17 protein-coding genes are annotated in these 18065 nt (G+C 50.4%); 10 read left to right on the top strand and 7 right to left on the bottom strand.

The window, feature by feature from the left end:
* Positions 1 to 7 precede the first annotated feature (7 nt).
* On the bottom strand, positions 8 to 2464 hold the full coding sequence (gene hrpB / locus K6Q96_RS02180; protein WP_251877452.1) for an ATP-dependent helicase HrpB: 2457 nt from the start codon (positions 2462 to 2464) through the stop codon (positions 8 to 10).
* Positions 2465 to 2477: 13 nt separating this feature from the next.
* On the opposite strand from hrpB, the gene thpR reads away from it, so the two are divergent.
* From thpR to panC, 8 genes are all read left to right on the top strand, one after another.
* A complete protein-coding gene (gene thpR / locus K6Q96_RS02175) occupies positions 2478 to 3065 on the top strand; it encodes an RNA 2',3'-cyclic phosphodiesterase (RefSeq protein ID WP_251877450.1) in 588 nt (195 codons plus the stop codon).
* Between the two features lie 30 nt (positions 3066 to 3095).
* Complete coding sequence (gene sfsA, locus K6Q96_RS02170) at positions 3096 to 3806, top strand: DNA/RNA nuclease SfsA (protein ID WP_251877448.1); 711 nt, start codon at positions 3096 to 3098, stop codon at positions 3804 to 3806.
* Between the two features lie 131 nt (positions 3807 to 3937).
* Positions 3938 to 4387 (top strand): RNA polymerase-binding protein DksA, encoded by a 450-nt coding sequence (gene dksA / locus K6Q96_RS02165; protein WP_002537446.1) that lies wholly within the window; start codon positions 3938 to 3940, stop codon positions 4385 to 4387.
* A 74-nt stretch (positions 4388 to 4461) separates the two neighbouring features.
* Entirely contained in the window at positions 4462 to 5334 is an 873-nt protein-coding gene (gene gluQRS / locus K6Q96_RS02160) for a tRNA glutamyl-Q(34) synthetase GluQRS (RefSeq protein WP_251877446.1), read from the top strand.
* A 68-nt stretch (positions 5335 to 5402) separates the two neighbouring features.
* Entirely contained in the window at positions 5403 to 6806 is a 1404-nt protein-coding gene (pcnB, locus tag K6Q96_RS02155; RefSeq protein ID WP_083939849.1) for a polynucleotide adenylyltransferase PcnB, read from the top strand.
* Entirely contained in the window at positions 6803 to 7285 is a 483-nt protein-coding gene (gene folK / locus K6Q96_RS02150; protein ID WP_251877444.1) for a 2-amino-4-hydroxy-6-hydroxymethyldihydropteridine diphosphokinase, read from the top strand. Before pcnB ends, folK begins: the two co-directional genes overlap by 4 nt.
* 50 nt (positions 7286 to 7335) lie before the next feature.
* Positions 7336 to 8130, top strand: coding sequence for a 3-methyl-2-oxobutanoate hydroxymethyltransferase (panB, locus tag K6Q96_RS02145; RefSeq protein WP_002537440.1), 795 nt, complete (start codon positions 7336 to 7338; stop codon positions 8128 to 8130).
* A gap of 13 nt (positions 8131 to 8143) precedes the next feature.
* On the top strand, positions 8144 to 9022 hold the full coding sequence (gene panC, locus K6Q96_RS02140; protein ID WP_251877442.1) for a pantoate--beta-alanine ligase: 879 nt from the start codon (positions 8144 to 8146) through the stop codon (positions 9020 to 9022).
* A 225-nt stretch (positions 9023 to 9247) separates the two neighbouring features.
* Here the strand turns inward: panC and K6Q96_RS02135 are convergent, their stop codons facing one another.
* Genes K6Q96_RS02135 through K6Q96_RS02125 form a run of 3 tightly spaced genes read right to left on the bottom strand, consistent with a single transcriptional unit; the run spans position 9248 to position 12608 of the window.
* A complete protein-coding gene (locus tag K6Q96_RS02135) occupies positions 9248 to 10018 on the bottom strand; it encodes an ABC transporter permease (RefSeq protein ID WP_251877440.1) in 771 nt (256 codons plus the stop codon).
* Positions 10015 to 10938 carry an ABC transporter ATP-binding protein gene (locus K6Q96_RS02130; protein ID WP_002537436.1) on the bottom strand — a complete coding sequence of 308 codons (924 nt, stop codon included), beginning with the start codon at positions 10936 to 10938 and terminating at the stop codon, positions 10015 to 10017. The genes K6Q96_RS02135 and K6Q96_RS02130 overlap by 4 nt, the downstream gene beginning before the upstream one ends.
* A gap of 17 nt (positions 10939 to 10955) precedes the next feature.
* On the bottom strand, positions 10956 to 12608 hold the full coding sequence (locus tag K6Q96_RS02125; protein ID WP_062666070.1) for a SulP family inorganic anion transporter: 1653 nt from the start codon (positions 12606 to 12608) through the stop codon (positions 10956 to 10958).
* Positions 12609 to 13214: 606 nt separating this feature from the next.
* Here K6Q96_RS02125 and can point away from each other — a divergent pair.
* Positions 13215 to 13862 (top strand): carbonate dehydratase, encoded by a 648-nt coding sequence (gene can, locus K6Q96_RS02120; protein ID WP_002537433.1) that lies wholly within the window; start codon positions 13215 to 13217, stop codon positions 13860 to 13862.
* A 64-nt stretch (positions 13863 to 13926) separates the two neighbouring features.
* Here can and hpt read toward each other — a convergent pair whose 3' ends face one another.
* Positions 13927 to 14460 (bottom strand): hypoxanthine phosphoribosyltransferase, encoded by a 534-nt coding sequence (gene hpt / locus K6Q96_RS02115; protein ID WP_002537431.1) that lies wholly within the window; start codon positions 14458 to 14460, stop codon positions 13927 to 13929.
* Positions 14461 to 14706: 246 nt separating this feature from the next.
* Here hpt and K6Q96_RS02110 point away from each other — a divergent pair, with 246 nt between their 5' ends.
* Entirely contained in the window at positions 14707 to 15312 is a 606-nt protein-coding gene (locus K6Q96_RS02110; RefSeq protein ID WP_251877438.1) for a TetR/AcrR family transcriptional regulator, read from the top strand.
* 74 nt (positions 15313 to 15386) lie between these two features.
* Here the strand turns inward: K6Q96_RS02110 and K6Q96_RS02105 are convergent, their stop codons facing one another.
* Together K6Q96_RS02105 and K6Q96_RS02100 are read right to left on the bottom strand one after the other, a co-directional pair.
* Positions 15387 to 16415 (bottom strand): ABC transporter ATP-binding protein, encoded by a 1029-nt coding sequence (locus K6Q96_RS02105; protein WP_251877436.1) that lies wholly within the window; start codon positions 16413 to 16415, stop codon positions 15387 to 15389.
* Positions 16412 to 18043: an ABC transporter permease gene (locus K6Q96_RS02100; RefSeq protein WP_251877434.1), complete on the bottom strand. Its 1632-nt coding sequence runs from the start codon at positions 18041 to 18043 to the stop codon at positions 16412 to 16414. Before K6Q96_RS02100 ends, K6Q96_RS02105 begins: the two co-directional genes overlap by 4 nt.
* Positions 18044 to 18065 lie beyond the last annotated feature (22 nt).

The raw sequence follows: 18065 nt of genomic DNA, 5'->3' as shown, positions 1-18065 counted from the left end.
GTCTGGTTCAGGCTTCCGGTTTAAAGTGTTTTTTAGTTAATCGCGTCGGCTGGTGATTTGCAGGGTCATCCGGCCACACATGTTTCGGGTAGCGCCCTTTCATTTCTTTCTGCACTTCGCGGTAAGCGCCTTGCCAGAACCCTGCCAAGTCTTGCGTAATTTGCAGCGGTCTTTGTGCCGGACTCAATAGCTCAACCACCAAAGTCACTTTGCCATCGGCGATAGTCGGTGATGTCGCCTGACCATACATCTCTTGCATTCTGACCGCCAAGACCGGTTTTTGTCCCAGTTGATAGCGAATGGCATAGCGTGAGCCTGTTGGTACTTCGTAAGTCTCCGGCAGCAATTGGTTAAGCTGTTTGGTGATGTCCCAGCCAAACCAGGCTTCCAGTGCACTGAAGAAGTCGATTTTCTTCAAATCCTTCAAGCTACGAACCCCGTTCATAAACGGTGCCAGCCAATCGTCGAGCGATCCCAACAGCGCAGATTCATCAAGCGGAGGCAGCGAAATGGCTAATTCCCAGCTTTGCGCACATCGCGCCCGGTTCAAAAGGCTTACCGCTTTGTCTGACATCGGTAATGATGTTTCGCCTTTTCGCTTAATCGCCTGAATCAGCGCACGGGTAAGCATGTCATCACTTAATCGTGCTATCGCTTTTTTAGCGACAACGATGTCACCGCAACAAAGGTGTTCCTCAGCGACCAACGCGCCTTTCTTTTCGTCCCAGTCTACCCATTCGCGTTCAGAAAACAGTGAAGACAGACGGGTTTGCAACGTTGAAAAATCCGTACGCACGGCGGTAAAAACACGACTATCGCCTTGCGAAACACTCATTAAGTCCACCGCGATTAACGCTTCTTCCCCTGAGAGTGGATGATCGGCATCGATTTGCGCCCCATGGCCATTGCTCAATAAGAATCGACCATTGTTGCCGCGGGATTTAGCAATCCGATCCGGCCATGCTGCGGCAGCGAGGATGGGCAGCCAGTCACTGGATAAATCCTCCGACAGTGTGCACTTCATTCTCGCAGCCAATTGCGCGGCACGCTGGCGGCTGGTCGACTTTTTCATTGCCATCATCAATTGAAGGCGCAAATCAGGGTCGGCTTTGCCCCGCGGTGGTTCTTCTGCCCATGCTGCCAACCAGCAGGCTGTGGAAGTGGCTTCCTCACCAAACGCCTTTGCCGCTATAAGCATTGCACCGAGACGGGCATCTGTTCCCAGCTCAGTCACCTGCTTGCCTTTGTGCGTCAGCGCATTGTGCTCATCGAGCATATCCAGCTGTCGCAATAGGGTAACGGCTTGCTGCCAATGTTGCGTCGGCGGAAGGTCAAGCCATTGCAAATCTTCCGGCGCACAGCCCCACTGCACGATTTCCAGCACCAATTGCATCAAGTCACTGGTAACGATTTCTGGGTCTGGCACAGCCCGCATCCGCTGGAACACGTCTTCGCTGTAAAGACGAAGACAAAGGCCTGCTGATAAGCGACCTGCCCGCCCCATCCGCTGAATCGCAGATGAGCGTGCAATCTGCACCGTTTCGAGTTTGGTGATGCCCGTTTTGCGGTTAAAGCGCGCCACGCGTTCAAGCCCTGAATCCACCACCAAACGAATGCCTTCAATCGTCAAACTGGTTTCTGCAATGTTGGTTGCAAGTACCACCTTACGCTGGCCTTTCGGTGCCGGTGCGATCGCCGCTTGTTGTTCTTTGGCATTCATCTGACCAAACAGCGGACAAACCATCACATCATCCGGTACTTTCATTTCCAATGCTTCAGCGACGCGGGTAATTTCTCCTGCGCCTGGCAAGAACACCAGCGCTGAACCCTCTTCCTCTTGCATCAATTTCGCAACGGCAGACGCCACTAAACCCTCATAGCCGTATTGTTTCGCAATCGGCTGATAACGCACTTCTACCGGAAAGCTTCTCCCTTCGGACGTCAGTACCCTCGCTTCAGGCAGCAGGTTCGTTAGCGCCGCATCATCCAGTGTCGCAGACATCACTAGCAAGGTTAAATCATCACGAAGCGCGCCCTGCACATCCAAAGAGAGCGCCAGCGCAAGATCCGCATGAAGGTTGCGCTCATGGAATTCATCGAAGATCACCAAACTGACACCGTCGAGTTCCGGGTCAGATTGGATCATTCTTGTCAGTACGCCTTCAGTGACGATCTCAAGGCGGGTTTTGTCACTGACACTGGTCTCTCCACGCACACGTAAACCAATCGTCTCACCCACTTTCTCATCGCGCAGGGAAGCCAGAAAGCGGGCAATGTTTCTTGCCGCCAGGCGACGGGGTTCCAGCAGGATGATCTTTCCTTCGAAGACATTTTGCTCCAGCAGCACCTGCGGCAATCTTGTCGATTTACCGGCTCCCGGTGGCGCTTTAAGAATCACTTGCGAAGATTGGGTCAGTGCTGAGATCACGTCATCTAAGACGCTGTCGATAGGGAGCTGTGACAATGGAAAGGCCTTTATGTCAGAATTACGCGAACAGTATACCCAAATCACGCAAGGATGCAGGACGTTGAGCAAGGAAACGCGCAGACTCTTCTTCGCTTTGGATTTCAGCGACACGCACAACGCCAAAAGCCGCAGCGCCATTGTTGCGCTCAAGCAAACGCTTGCCGAGCACGGTCGGCCCGTTCCCGATCATAACCTTCATATTACCCTGGCGTTTCTCGGCGAAGTCGACAGTCAAGCCTATCGCTCGCTGTGTGAGGCTGCAGATAAAATATCACTTCCAGCTATCTCCACCCAAACCACAGAAACCGGCGAATTCCCCAAACAGGGCATCCTCTGGCTTGGGATTGAGGAGAATGCCACGTTGAGAGCAGTGGCCTGCCAGATGCATGAGGCTGCCGCAAAAATCTTAGGTCGCTCTGCAGAACATAATTTCGTGCCGCACATCACCTTAGCGCGCCGAGCCAGACCGACAGAAAACCAACGTTCGCTTCGAACGCCGCTCACTTTTTATCACTTCGGCATTTATGCATCAGTACCGGCTGAAAATGGGCACGGCGTACATTATCAATGCCTGAATCGCTGGACATTAACCCATTGATATTCGTCGGTATATTCATCAAGGACAACCATGAAATTTGACCCTCCATTACAACAGGCCACCTTAATCCGTCGCTATAAACGTTTTCTTGCCGATGTGACATTGGCGAATGGTTCTGAAGTCACCATGCATTGTGCGAACACAGGTGCCATGACTGGCTGCGCCACACCGGGTGATACCGTGTGGTATTCCACTTCTGACAACCCCAAGCGCAAATATGCCAACAGCTGGGAGCTGACAGAAACCCAACACGGGCACCTTATTTGCGTTAATACCTCACAGGCTAATCGTCTGGTAGTGGAAGCGATCAAAGAAGATATGGTGGCGGAATTACAGGGTTATGAAACCCTTCGTAGCGAAGTGCCGTATGGTGAAGAAAAGAGCCGCATCGACATCCTGCTTCAATCACCGGACAAACAAGACTGCTATATAGAGGTGAAAAGTGTCACGTTACTGGAAGGAGATGGACAAGGCTTCTTCCCGGATACTGTCACCACTCGGGGTCAGAAACACTTACGGGAATTGGGCGTGCTCGCCCAACAAGGAAAACGCGCGGTGCTGTTTTTTGCCGTGCTTCATTCTGGAATTGAGAAGGTGTCAGCGGCAAAACACATAGATACGGTCTATAATCAGCTACTTATAGACGCTCAAGCACTTGGTGTGGAAATTCTGTGTTACCAAACGACACTTTCATCAGTCCATATGAGCATAAATAAACGGGTCCCGTTCTCCCAGAATTGAGAAAAAATGTAGGCATCTTCACACTGGGATGACAACAGGCAAAAACAAAGATTGCCTCGTTATAGGGTTTCTGATATAGATACCGCCCTCTTTTGACCGAGCAGGTCAGGGTGTATTTAGGAGAACGCTTAATGCCAGAGAGCAAAGTAAAGAAATCGCTGGGCATCCTGGCTACGGCCGGGTTAGAACCTTACCAAGAGAAGGCTGGCGAGGAGTACATGAATGATCAACAAGTTGATCATTTCCGTAAAATCCTCCAAGCGTGGCGTAATCAACTCAGGGAAGAAGTTGACCGTACTGTACATCACATGCAAGACGAAGCGGCTAATTTCCCAGATCCTGTTGACCGTGCGGCACAGGAAGAAGAATTCAGCCTGGAATTGCGTAACCGCGACCGCGAACGCAAGCTGATCAAGAAGATCGACAAAACCCTTCAGCGTCTGGAAGACGATGATTTCGGTTTCTGTGATTCTTGTGGTGTTGAAATCGGTGTACGTCGCCTTGAAGCCCGTCCTACTGCGGATCTATGCATTGACTGCAAAACCCTTGCAGAAATCAAAGAAAAGCAAATGGCAGGCTAAGCCTACCGCTTTACCGAGATTCATGGCAAAAAGGGAGCTAAGGCTCCCTTTTTCCTTTTTCAGAGAAACAGAAAATGCAATACGTCGGGCGATTCGCCCCTTCGCCATCAGGCCCTCTGCATTTTGGGTCCTTGGTGGCAGCGCTGGGAAGCTACCTTCAGGCCAAAGCCCATCAAGGTAAATGGTTGGTTCGTATCGAAGATATCGATCCGCCGCGGGAAGTCGCCGGGGCGGCTGATGCCATTCTTAAAACACTGGACGCCTACGGCCTTCATTGGGATGACGGCATTCTTTACCAGCATGACCGCTACGATGCGTATCAAGCGCAGATCGAGCACTGGCTAAGAAACGGTGAAGCCTACTTCTGTCAATGCACCCGACGCCAGATAAAAGACGCCGGTGGCATTTACCCAGGCACCTGCCGACACCGCATGCTGGACGCTGACGGCTCTGCTGTTCGTGTCTACATTGATAGCCCGGTGACAGAATTTTTCGATATCAAACATGGCGTGATGCCACTCGACCCTACGATGGCAGCGGAAGACTTCATTATTAAGCGCCGTGACGGGCTTTATGCCTACAATCTGGCGGTGGTGATGGACGATATTCATCAAGGTGTCACCGAGGTCGTTCGTGGCGCGGATCTTATTGAGCCGACGGGAAGACAGGTTTCTCTTTATCAAAAACTGGGCGCACCTCAGGTGAGTTATTTACACTTGCCACTTGCACTCAACGCCGACGGTAATAAGCTTTCTAAGCAAAACCATGCACCGGCCATCGACAACACCCACCCTGGCCCCGCCCTTGAAGCTGCATTGGCATTTTTAGGGCACCCTGTTCCTGCTGAATTACAGGGGGCTCCGGTGGAAGAACAGCTCCTTTGGGGCGAGAAAAACTGGCAGATAAACAAGCTGCCAAATGAGACGGAAGTGATTACAGCTTTCTAAAATACGGAGCGGTGATATATCATATGCCGTCGTTTTTATGGCCCGACCTGTCAGATACGAGGTGAGTTATCTTTAATCGAGTTACCAGCTTTTGCCGTAAGGTATTGAATCGCGATAATAAAACACGCGCGATCGATGACCTGAAGCTAGAAGTTATTCCACGCCAAGAGCACGGTATATCAAGAAAAGATATCAGCGAAAATGCGCTGAAGGTGCTCTATCGCCTGAATAAAGCAGGCTTTGAAGCATACCTCGTTGGTGGTGGTGTGCGTGATTTGCTGCTGAATAAACAGCCGAAAGATTTCGATATCGCGACCAACGCGACGCCGGAAGAAGTGCGCAAGCTGTTCAGAAACTGCCGCCTGGTTGGCCGCCGTTTCCGTCTGGCACACATTCTCTTTGGTCGTGACGTGATTGAAGTGGCGACCTTCCGTGGTCACCATGGCGCTGATAAAGGCGATAAGTCCGCCAGCCAGTCGAATGACGGCATGCTGCTGCGTGACAACGTTTACGGCACCATCGATGAAGATGCAGAGCGCCGTGACTTCACCGTCAATGCCCTTTACTACAACATTGATGACTTCTCGGTACGCGATTATGCAGGCGGTGTTGAAGACCTGAAAAACCGCGTGATCCGCCTGATTGGCGATCCGGAAACCCGTTACCGTGAAGACCCGGTTCGTATGCTGCGTGCGGTGCGCTTTGCCGCGAAGCTCGACATGCAAATCAACGAAGCAACGGCGGCGCCAATTCCTGCGCTGGCTCATTTGCTTCGTGATATTCCTGCCGCCCGTCTGTTTGAAGAAAGTCTCAAGCTTTTGCAATCCGGCAACGGTTTGGATACCTATCGCCTGCTGCGCGACTACAACCTCTTTTCGCCACTGTTCCCGATTTTGGACGAGCATTTCACCGAAGATCGCAGCAGTAAATGCGAGAAGATGTTAGAGCTGGTACTGAAATCTACCGACGATCGCGTCGCCAATGACCAGCGCATCAATCCAGCCTTTATGTATGCCGCTATGCTGTGGTACCCGCTGGAGACCCGCGCAGAAGAAATCGCCTTCGAAAGTGGCCTTAGCTACTACGACGCCTTTATGGTCGCGGCTAATGACATCCTGGATGAGCAGGTGAAAAGCATCGCGATCCCACGCCGTTTCACTGCGATGATCCGCGATATCTGGCAATTACAGCTTCGCTTGAGTCGTCGCTCAGGCAACCGCGCTTACAAACTGCTGGAACAAAACAAGTTCCGCGCTGCGTTCGATTTCCTTGAAATGCGCGGCAAGATTGAAGGTGGACAACTGGAAGAGCTCGCCACTTGGTGGGATGACTTCCAACGAGCGAACCGTGACGATCGCCATGACATGGTACAGGTGCTGAACAAGGCCAGTGCAGCGAAAAAGACCCGACGTCGCCGCAAAACCAAGCCTCGCAGCCGTAAGCCTAAACCGAAGTCGAATACAGAATCATGATCCGCGCTTACATTGCTATAGGCAGTAACTTAGGTCATCCGGTAGAGAAAGCCCAACATGCGATTGAGGCACTGAAACATCTGCCGGGTACCCGCTTTGTCTGTACATCTTCGCTCTATAGCAGTAAGCCGATGGGTCCCGCCGACCAGCCCGATTATGTGAATGCGGTTGCAGCCATTGACACCGAGCTTCAACCGTTAGATCTTCTTGATCATACACAGCGCATTGAGCTGGAGTTTGGCCGCGAGCGTAAAGAAGAACGCTGGGGACCACGAACTCTGGACTTGGATATCCTGCTCTATGGGGATCTCCAGCTGGAAAGTGAACGGTTAACCGTTCCACACTACGGGATGAAAGTGCGTGAATTCGTGCTTTACCCTCTCGCCGAAATAGCCCCTGACTTGCAGCTGCCTGATGGCAGTGCTGTCGCAGAGCTGGTCGCCGTCACGGATAAAAACGGCCTGACTGCCCTCGCGTAAGCACACCCGCCTAGGCACCGAAACAAAACAAGCAGGGTTTGGGAGACAAGATGAAAAAAATTACGATTAGTACCTTAATGGCATGGAAGCAGGAAGGACGTAAATTTGCTTCGGCAACTGCTTATGACGCCAGTTTTGCCCAATTATTTGAAGAGCAAGAAATGCCTGTGTTGCTGGTTGGCGACTCACTGGGCATGGTTTTGCAAGGAAAGAGTGACACCCTTTCAGTCACGATTGACGAAATCGCTTATCACACGCGCAGCGTGCGCGCAGGGAGCCCAAATAGCCTTCTGATGGCCGACATGCCATTTATGTCATTTGCCACGCCAGAAGAAGCCTGCAAGAACGCAGCGGTTCTGATGCAGGCAGGTGCCAACATGGTGAAAGTGGAAGGCGGCGCTTGGCTGGCTGATACCATCACCATGCTGACCCAACGCGCTGTGCCTGTTTGTGCGCACCTTGGCCTGACTCCTCAATCTATTAATATCTTCGGTGGCTTTAAAATTCAGGGCCGCGAAGAAGAAAAAGCAGAGCAAATGGTTCAAGACGCACTGGCACTCGAAAAAGCCGGTGCTCAGGTCATTTTGCTGGAATGTGTGCCAAAAGCGCTGGCTGCACGCATCACTGACGCTGTCCGTGTACCCGTGATCGGCATCGGTGCAGGTAATGCGACGGATGGCCAGATTCTGGTGATGCACGACATGTTCGGCATCTCTGCTAACTACATCCCACGTTTTTCCAAAAACTACCTGAAAGAAACGGGCGACATGCGTCTGGCTGTATCCCGTTACATTGAAGAAGTGGCAAGCGGCGAGTTCCCTGGCCCAGAGCAGACGTTTAACTGAGGAATGCCGATAAATGCAAGTAATCGCTGAGATTGCCCCACTCCGTGAACAGGTTCAGCAATGGCGCCGTGAAGGCCTGCGCATTGCGTTTGTCCCTACCATGGGTCACCTGCACGACGGTCACCTCACTCTGGTTCGCAGAGCCCGTGAGAATGCCGATGTAGTGGTTGTTAGCATCTTCGTTAACCCAATGCAGTTTGATAAAGCAGATGATTTGGCGGCGTATCCTCGCACGCTCGATGAAGACATTGCCAAACTGAACACGGAAGGGGTTGAGGTGGTATTCACCCCGACCGCCGACATCATGTACCCCAATGGCATGGACAATCACGCATTTGTCGATGTTCCGGGCCTTTCTGGTGTGCTTGAAGGCGCATCCCGTCCAGGCCACTTTAAAGGCGTAGCAACCGTGGTTTCCAAGCTGTTCAATATGGTTCAGCCGGATGTTGCTTGCTTTGGTGAGAAAGACTTCCAGCAACTGGCAGTGATTAAAAAGATGGTGGACGATCTTTGCCTGCCTATCGAAATCATTCCTGTTGCCACAGTGCGTGAAATGGATGGACTTGCCATGAGCAGCCGTAATACCCGTTTGACCGTCGATGAGCGCCAACGTGCGCCCGTGCTGGCAAAAACCCTGCGTTGGATCAGTAGCCAAATGCGTGGTGGCCGTAACGACTACAGCGAACTGGTGCTGGACGGTAACGACCAACTGCGCGCAGCGGGTCTGGAGCCAGATGAGATTTTCATCCGTGATGCCAACACCTTGCAACCTATCAGCGAGCATACTTCTAAAGCCGTAATTCTGGCAGCTGCTTTCCTGAGCCAGGTGCGACTTATCGACAACCTTACTGTTGATTTGACCCCACAGGTCGCTGACGACAGCGAAGAATAATACGTTCGCATTCAGATAGTAAAAAACCGCCGGAAGGCGGTTTTTTTATACTCATACCAATCACAGTAGGTAGGTGCTCAGAAATAGCGTAGGAAAAATGCTCAAGAGCAAGGCGAAAAGTTTCGATAAGTAGCAACTCTACAATCAAACTTTTCAACGCAGTTATCGAGCATTTTAACAAGCTAGGATGAGCAGATATTTACTACGATTGGTATCGTATAACACTTAGCTTCGAAGGCCGATACCACGACTAATGAGATACCACGCTAACGTGTAAAGTCCGACGACAAACAAACTTAGTACCGCAAATGACGTCACGATATTCACATCAGACACACCAAGAAAGCCGTAACGGAAAGCATTCACCATGTAGACGATAGGGTTCAGCTTCGACACGCCCTGCCAGAATTCAGAAAGCAGGGAGAGCGAATAAAACACCCCACCCAGATACGTCAGCGGTGTCAGTACAAAGGTAGGGATGATACTGATGTCATCAAAGCTTTTTGCAAATACTGCATTGATCAATCCACCCAGAGAAAAGACCACCGATGTCAGGAACACCGTGGCCACAATCACGCCGAGATGGGCAATTTTAAGGTCGACAAAAAACAGCGACACCATGGAGACCATCACCCCAACCGCCAAGCCTCTTGCCACACCGCCGCCGACATAACCGGCGATCATGATGTAGTTCGGTACAGGCGCAACCATAAGCTCTTCAATGTTCCGGTGCATTTTGGCACTGAAAAAGGAAGAAGCCACGTTAGAGTATGAGTTGGTGATCACCGACATCATGATAAGACCCGGTACGATGTAAGCCATGTAACTGAAACCGCCCATTTCACCAATCCGGCTGCCAATCAGATTACCGAAGATGATGAAATACAAGGTCATGGTAATGGCAGGCGGCACCAGCGTTTGTACCCAGATACGGGTAAAGCGGGTCACTTCCTTGATGATGAGGCTTTTAAAAGCCACCCAGTAAAGTTTATTCATGCTTTGGCCTCCGCATTTTCGCGCACCAGCGTCACGAACAACTCTTCCAATCGGTTAGCTTTATTTCTCATCGAAAGCACCTGGATACCTTGCGCGGTCAACTGTTCAAAGACAGTGTTCAGGCCAGTGTGCTTATGCACATCAACTTCCAGTGTGTGGTCATCGACTTGCACCCACTGAACGCCTTCCAAGCTTTTTACTGAGCTGTCCGGCGCCAAATCAAGAACAAAGGTTTCAACGTCCAGTTTCTTCAAAAGCGCTTTCATCGAGGTGTCTTCAATCAGCTCACCACGGTTGATGATGCCGATATTGCGACATAGCATTTCCGCTTCTTCGAGATAGTGGGTGGTCAGGATGATAGTGATGCCCTGCTTGTTGATTTCCTGCAGGAAAGTCCACATCGAGCGGCGCAGTTCAATATCTACACCCGCTGTAGGCTCATCAAGAATAAGTAGTTTTGGCTCGTGCATCAGGGCGCGCGCAATCATCAGCCGGCGCTTCATACCACCAGAAAGATTACGGGCTGATTCGTTGCGCTTCTCCCAAAGGTCGAGCTGGGTGAGGTATTTTTTAGCGCGGCGCTTGGCTTCTTCACGCTCTACGCCGTAGTACCCAGCCTGATTAACAACGATTTGTTCCACTTTCTCGAACTGATTGAAGTTAAACTCCTGAGGCACCAGTCCAATTTGTTTTTTTGCTTCGACCAGTTGGGTGTCGATGTCGTAACCGAAAATCTTCACCTTGCCGGAAGTCTTGTTAACCAGTGAGCTGACGATCCCAATCGTCGTGGATTTTCCGGCACCGTTAGGACCAAGCAGGGCGTAAAAATCGCCCTCCTCAACCGATAAAGACACCCCTTTAAGCGCTTTGACATCCGTGCCATATACCTTGACCAGATTGTCGATTTCAATTGCTTTCATAAGTGTTATTTATTCTTTTATGGCATGACTTCCGTTAGCCGCTTGGCAGCATTGAGCGCGTCGTAACGGGAGTCGAACATGTGCGTGTCAGCGACCCAGTCGCCAACATGAAGGCGTTTTAGCTGTTCTGTGGTCTGCTCATGAGGACTGAGCAAGAACACAGTGCAATTCGCTTCGCGGGCATCGGCAATGGCGTTTTCCAGCGCGAGACCCACTGTCATGTCAATCAGAGGCACATCACTCAAATCCAGAATCATGACGCGATAATCGCCGATGCTGGTGTGTTGTCGGGAGATGGCTTTGGACACGCTGAAGATCATTGGGCCGGAGAGATAGAAAAACAACACCTTTCCATCAGAATTATCTAATAAATCTCGCTCTTCGTCTGTTAGAGGAACATCATCCTCATCCGCATCACTGATGGCTTTCACCTGCTTCGCCTGCTCTCGGCTGAGCCTTTCAATCACGATCACATTGGAAATGAAAACACCCAAGCCGACGGCAACAATCAAGTCGACAAAAACAGTCAGCGCCATGACGCCATACATAATGGCCGTTTGGTGCTTACTCACTTTGTGGGCACGCTGCAGGAAACTCCAGTCAAGAATGTTAATACCCACATAGAGTGCGATACCGGCCAGCACAGCCATTGGAATCGGCTCTGTCAGAAAGCCCGCGACCAATACCACTGCCGCGAGAATAAGGGCGCGAACAATCCCTGCCAATGGAGATCGAGCGCCAACTTGCACGTTCACCACGGTACCCATGGTGGCACCGGCTCCTGGCAGCGCTCCGAACATACCCGAGATAATGTTCGCAATGCCCTGACCACGAAGCTCTTTGTCAGAGTTGTGCTCTTCCCGGGTCAATGAGTCTGCAATCACTGCCGTCAGCAGCGTATCGATACAACCCAAGGTCCCCAGCACCAGCGCATCAATCACCATAGTGGTGAGCTGCTCTGGGGTAAAAGTCGGGAACACAATCGACGGTAAACCTGTTGGAATTTCACCGATACGGCGAATGCTCTCGATATCAAAGAAAATGACAGATAACAGGGTTACCAGTACCAGCGCAACGAGCTGGGCAGGAATGTACTTACGGTATTTTTTCGGAAAGTAAAACAGGATGCCCAGTGTCAGAAGGCCGAGGAAGAGCTCTTTGAAACTAAGGTTCGAGACGGTTTCAGGCAATGCCTGAATCGTTCCCAGCACGCCGCCTGGAGGCGCTGCCTGCCCCATTAGCGGGCTAATTTGCAACAGTATAAGTATTACACCAATACCGGACATAAAACCGGATACCACGCTATATGGCATTAAGGTGACGTACTTACCCAGCTTTAGCGTGCCCAGTAAGACCTGGAATGCGCCCGCCATCATAACGACAGTAAAGGCCATAGCCATGCCCGTTTCAGGGTACCTAGCCATCATAGAGGTGAGGACAGCGGTCATAATGACCGTCATCGGGCCGGTCGGTTCAGAAATCAGTGTGGAGGAGCCGCCAAACAGCGCAGCAAACAAACCAACGAGAATAGCGCCCCAAAGACCTGCTTCAGCACCAGCGCCAGAGGCGACACCAAATGCAAGCGCAAGGGGAAGAGAAATGATGGCAGTAGTGACACCGCCGAAAATGTCGCCTTTAAGGCTCCAGTGTTTGAATCGGTCTAAATTCACAACTTGCTCCCTTTTAATACTTCCTTTTTCGGCAAGCTACCCAATTACCCAAGTAGGTAATCAGCTCTCCTATCCGTGCTCTCCAACAAATCAAAGACGCAACTTTTCCCAAACCATCCGCGATTCTTTGCGGCTGGTGTACACATTTTGTTCCCAAATAGTTAGCGGGTAGGAGATAAAGCGCGCTAAAGGGTCTGTTGACCTTTGATGGTCAGATTTTGTTCGCGCGAAAAGCGTTTTAGGCGCGGCGAGATGTATGACGTTTAGTCACTCTAAATAAATACAATCTCAACAAAGCATAAAACGCTTTTAGCCGAACCCTTCGGGCAGCGTTTGTGGCTCCTTTCTCCTGCGTTATCGGCTTATCATGTAGAGCAACTACACATCTAATCCTCTGCCTTGGATAAAGCCCCCACAAACTGCTGCAAAAATAACCAGCAAAGATCAACAGACCCATTATACCGATCAATTGCGGTAACAGGGATCTGTTATATCAACCATAATGCTGGTAGGAGGAGCTAATATGTTGAGTAGAAAGTGTTAAATTGTATCTAAATATGATCTTATGTGGTGTATAGTTGCTCGCAGAATTTTTTAGGGGGCGCCATGGCTCAAATTAAGCAGCTTCTTTCGAATAATGTGAAATGGTCCAAAACCATCAAAGAAGACAATCCGGCTTACTTTGCGGAATTAGCAAAATCCCAGCACCCTGAATACCTATGGATAGGTTGTGCTGACAGTCGCGTACCGGCGGAGCGTCTGACAGGTTTGGACTCGGGTGAGCTATTCGTTCACCGAAACGTGGCCAATCAAGTTGTCCATACTGATCTTAACTGCCTTTCTGTGGTTCAGTATGCTGTTGACGTGCTTCAGGTAAAACACATCATCATCTGTGGACATTACCGTTGTGGTGGCGTGCACGCCGCGATTGAAAACCCTGAACTCGGCCTTATCAATAACTGGCTTCTTCACATCCGCGATCTCTACCGAAAGCACAAACGCTACCTAAGCGGCCTCACATTAGAAGAGCAGGGTAATAAACTCTGTGAAATCAATGTTGCCGAGCAGGTCTACAACCTTGGTAATTCCACCATACTGCGTGCCGCCTGGGAACGCGGGCAGGACGTGAAAATTCATGGTTGGTTCTATGACATCAGTGATGGTGTACTGAAGGATTTGGGAATGACAGCGAATAGCGTTGCGACATTGGAAGCGGGCTATGAGTCAGCTATGTCAGAGCTCATTCCCGAATAACTCCTGAAATACCCAGACACAAAAAAGCGACCAGTTGGTCGCTTTTTTCATGGCTGTCAGGCGATTAACCTTCCAGTGGTACCACCTTACCGATATATGGCAGGTGGCGATATTTCTGAGCATAGTCGATGCCCACACCCACGACGAATTCGTCAGGGATTTTGAAGCCATACCAATCTACATGTACATCGACTTCACGACGCTCTGGTTTGTCGAGCAGCGTACAGATGCGGATAGACTTAGGCTCACGAATAGACAGGATTTCGCATACTTTGCTCAGGGTGTTACCAGTGTCGATGATATCTTCCACCAGCAGCACATCTTTCCCTTTGATGTCGTCATCCAGATCTTTCAAGATACGCACATCACGGGTACTTTCCATCGCATTGCCGTAGCTTGATGCTGTCATGAAGTCCACTGAATGAGGCAGCTCAATGGCGCGAGCCAGATCCGCCATGAATACAAAAGAACCACGTAACAGGCCAACCATGACCAAGTCCTGAGAATCTTTATAGTGCTCAGTGATTTCAGCTCCCAACGCTTTCACACGCTGTTGGACTTCCTGCTCTGAAATCATCACTTCTACGGTATGTTTCATTCTAACCCTCGACGGCTACCCGTCAGACTACCTGTGTAAATGAGGTCGGTCATTCTACCACTGCCGCCAGCTCAAGCCTACTCTCGATGCACGTCAAAATTTCGACGCTCAATAGTGTCAAGCCGCTGTTAAGCAACTTGTTGCTGTTGTACACTCCGCAAGCAGTTGTTAAGTAAAGCGTTACATCAATATAAAGTTTGCCAGATATAAGCAAACCAAACTCGTTATAAGTTGGCAGGAAACAGGATGACTACATCAAGTGGACGTACAAGGACCCGTTTGTCGCCTGAGCAGAGAAAGGAACAACTGCTCGGCTATGCGCTGGAAGTGTTTTCCAAGCGTGGCATCGGGCGTGCAGGACATGCTGATATCGCAGATATGGCACAAGTCTCTGTAGCGACAGTGTTTAACTATTTCCCTACACGAGAAGACCTCGTCGAAGCCGTACTCAAAGAAGCGGAAAAAGAATTTCAACAGATTATTTACCGTCACCTACACCTGGGCAAAAACCAGGTCCGCAATTCACTTTCATTTGTGACTTCCGCTGTCATCGATGCGGCACTTGCAGATAAAGAGTGGCTCAAGGTCTGGTACGAGTGGAGCACTTCCATTCGCGAAGATATCTGGCCTAATTTTGTTGAAGGCAAGAACGTGGTACTCGAGCAATATACCGCCCTTTTCAATCAAGGTATTCAAGAAGGAGTTATCCCTGAGCGCCGCTCAGCTATCGAACTGGCGCGACTCTTCGACGGTGTTTGCTACATTCTTTACCTTCAATCCAACCAACAACCAGACAAAGAGGCTTTGATTCGTCAGGCTGATGGTTACATTGATATGCTCTGCGGACATTAAAGCCCAGACATTCAACCAATAAAAAACCGGCATTTGCCGGTTTTTTTGTGCTCTGTCGAGATATTCAGCCGATTCTAAGAGGCTGCAAATAGTACGGGCGGATGTGGCCTAATATCGAGTCTAACCTTGTCACCCATATCTAAAAGCTGGTTAGAGTAAACCATTAAGCTTTGTCCATTCACATCCACGAGATAGCGACAACTGTCCCCCATAAACTGCACATCACTCACAACACCATTACCTGTATCATCAGGGGTAATCGAGAGGTTTTGTGGGCGGATAAGCCATTCCAAATCACTTCCATTAGCGGCCTGCTCAACCGGCCACTCTCCCAACGGCGTATACATTTTGCTTTCGCCATTCACAGAAACTGGCACATACGACCCATGCCCCAGAAAGTCTGCAACAAATCGACTGCTCGGGCTGTAATAAAGGTCAGTCGCACCACCGTATTGCTCAATTACGCCCTTATTCATGACGGCCAGCTTGTCGGCAAAAGCAAAGGCCTCTTCACGACTGTGTGTCACGAAAATGGCCGTCACACCCTGCTCTTTAAAAATCTTACGAATTTCTTTGATCAGGCTGTGGCGTACTTGGGTATCGATGTTGGAAAAAGGTTCATCCAATAGCAATAGGTCCGGCTTGCCAGCCAGTGCGCGTGCAATCGCTACACGCTGCTGCTGCCCTCCAGAGAGTTGGTGCGGGTAGCGCGTATCCAAGCCATCCAGTTTCACCAACGCCAGCATTTCTTGGACACGTGCATTGGTGGCCAATTTGTCCCAACCTTTCAGACCGAACGACACATTCTCTGCCACCGTTAGGTGTGGGAACAGGGCATAGTCCTGAAAAATCATGCCTATGTTGCGCTGCTCAGGCGGCACATTCAGCGAAGGACCTACAATCTGACGGCAATTAATCATCATCTCGCCACTGTCTAAAGGCAGCAAGCCAGCGATGGCTTTCAGAAGAGTCGTTTTCCCGCAGCCGCTTGCTCCGAGTAGGCAGACAATTTCGCCTTTTTCGACGCGGAACGTGAGATCATTCAGCACTGCCTGGCCGTTATAACGACAAATAAGATTGCTTACAGTCAGTGCACAACTCATGAGTGGCTTTGCTCCAAAGAACGGTTAATCATGATCAGAGGGATGAGTCCGACCAGCACCAGCAAAACCGCTGGCAATGCGGCATACTCCAAGTGCTCGTCAGACGCATAGTTAAATACATAGGTCGCCAGCGTTTCGAAATTGAAAGGACGGAGCAGCAGAGCAGCATTGAGTTCTTTCATCGATTCAATAAATACCAGCAGCATGGCAATCAAACAGCCACGGCGAATGAGGGGTAATTGCACGCGCTGAATCATGCTGCGTACATTACAGCCCATGGTGCGCGCAGCCATGTCCAGCGACGGTGAAACCTTTGCTAGACTCGATTCAACACTACCGATTGCAACCGCACTGAAACGTACCACAAATGCCGTCAACATGGCGAACATAGTGCCGGAAAAAAGGAGTCCCGGACGTCCCCAATCCATGGCTTTAGCAATATCATTGATAATATGGTCAGCGCTGGTCAGGAAAATCAGCACACCAATCGCCAACACCGTCCCAGGTACCGCATACCCCATTGAGGCGATACGAATAGGCACATTACTCGCAGCGCGGCCGGACAGACGCTTATAGAAATTCACCAATAGCGCAATAATCAATGCCACTACGGCAGCAATTGCCGACACATAAAGGCTGTTCACACTGTATTGTGCAAAATCTTCCACAGAACTGCTGGAATGGTAATCCCATGTATAAATGAGAAGTTGGCCAAGTGGCGCGATAAACGCGATGGTGAAAAGCCCCCAGCACCATAATGTCGCCAGCACTTTGTATTTGCCTCGAAGCTGTGATTTGGCAATGGTGTCTGGCGTGACATTCTGACTGAAAAGCTTTTGCTTGCGGCGGCTATAGCGCTCACTGCTGATCAGCACAAAAATCACCACCAGCATGATGGCAGAGATTTTCGCCGCGGCATTAAGGTTGGAATAACCCAGCCAGGTATCGTATACCGCCGTTGTCAGCGTACTCACGGCGAAATAGGAAACGGTACCAAAGTCACCGAGCGCTTCCATGGCAACCAGCGAAGCACCCACTGCAATAGCAGGACGGGCAAGCGGCAGTGAGACACGGAAAAAGCTTTGGGTCGGTGTGCACCCAAGCAGACGCGCAGATTGGGTCAGCGTCAGGCTTTGCTCCATGAAAGCCGCTCGGGCGAGAAGGTAGATATAAGGGTACAGCACTAACGCCAATACAAAACATGCACCAGGCAAAGTGCGTAAATCAGGGAACCAGTATTGCGCGGCTGACGTCCAGCCTGTCAAATCCCTTAGAAAAAGTTGGATAGGACCAGCAAAATCAAACCAATCGGTATAGATATAACCGACGATATAGCCCGGCATCGCAAGGGGAAGTACAAGGGCCCACTGCAACCAACGATCACCGGGAATGGCATAGTTGGCCATCAGCCAAGCAGAGGGAATACCCATTAACAGGGAAAGAGAAACGGTTCCCAATACCAACAGTGCAGTATTGAGCGTGTAAGTACCCATCACCGTCGACATCAGATGACCAAAGACTTCGTCGGATTCACCAAGCGAAGTGAAGAAGATTGCCAAAATAGGCAAAACCAGCAGCAGGGAAAACACCCAACTACTGGCTTTCAAAAATCGATTCTGTTCTAGCATTGCCTACAACATTATGGCGTCA

Source organism: Grimontia kaedaensis (genome assembly GCF_023746615.1).
Classification (GTDB): domain Bacteria; phylum Pseudomonadota; class Gammaproteobacteria; order Enterobacterales; family Vibrionaceae; genus Enterovibrio; species Enterovibrio kaedaensis.
Note: the sequence above shows the minus strand (reverse complement) of the source record. Positions and strands in the feature narration are given on the sequence as shown.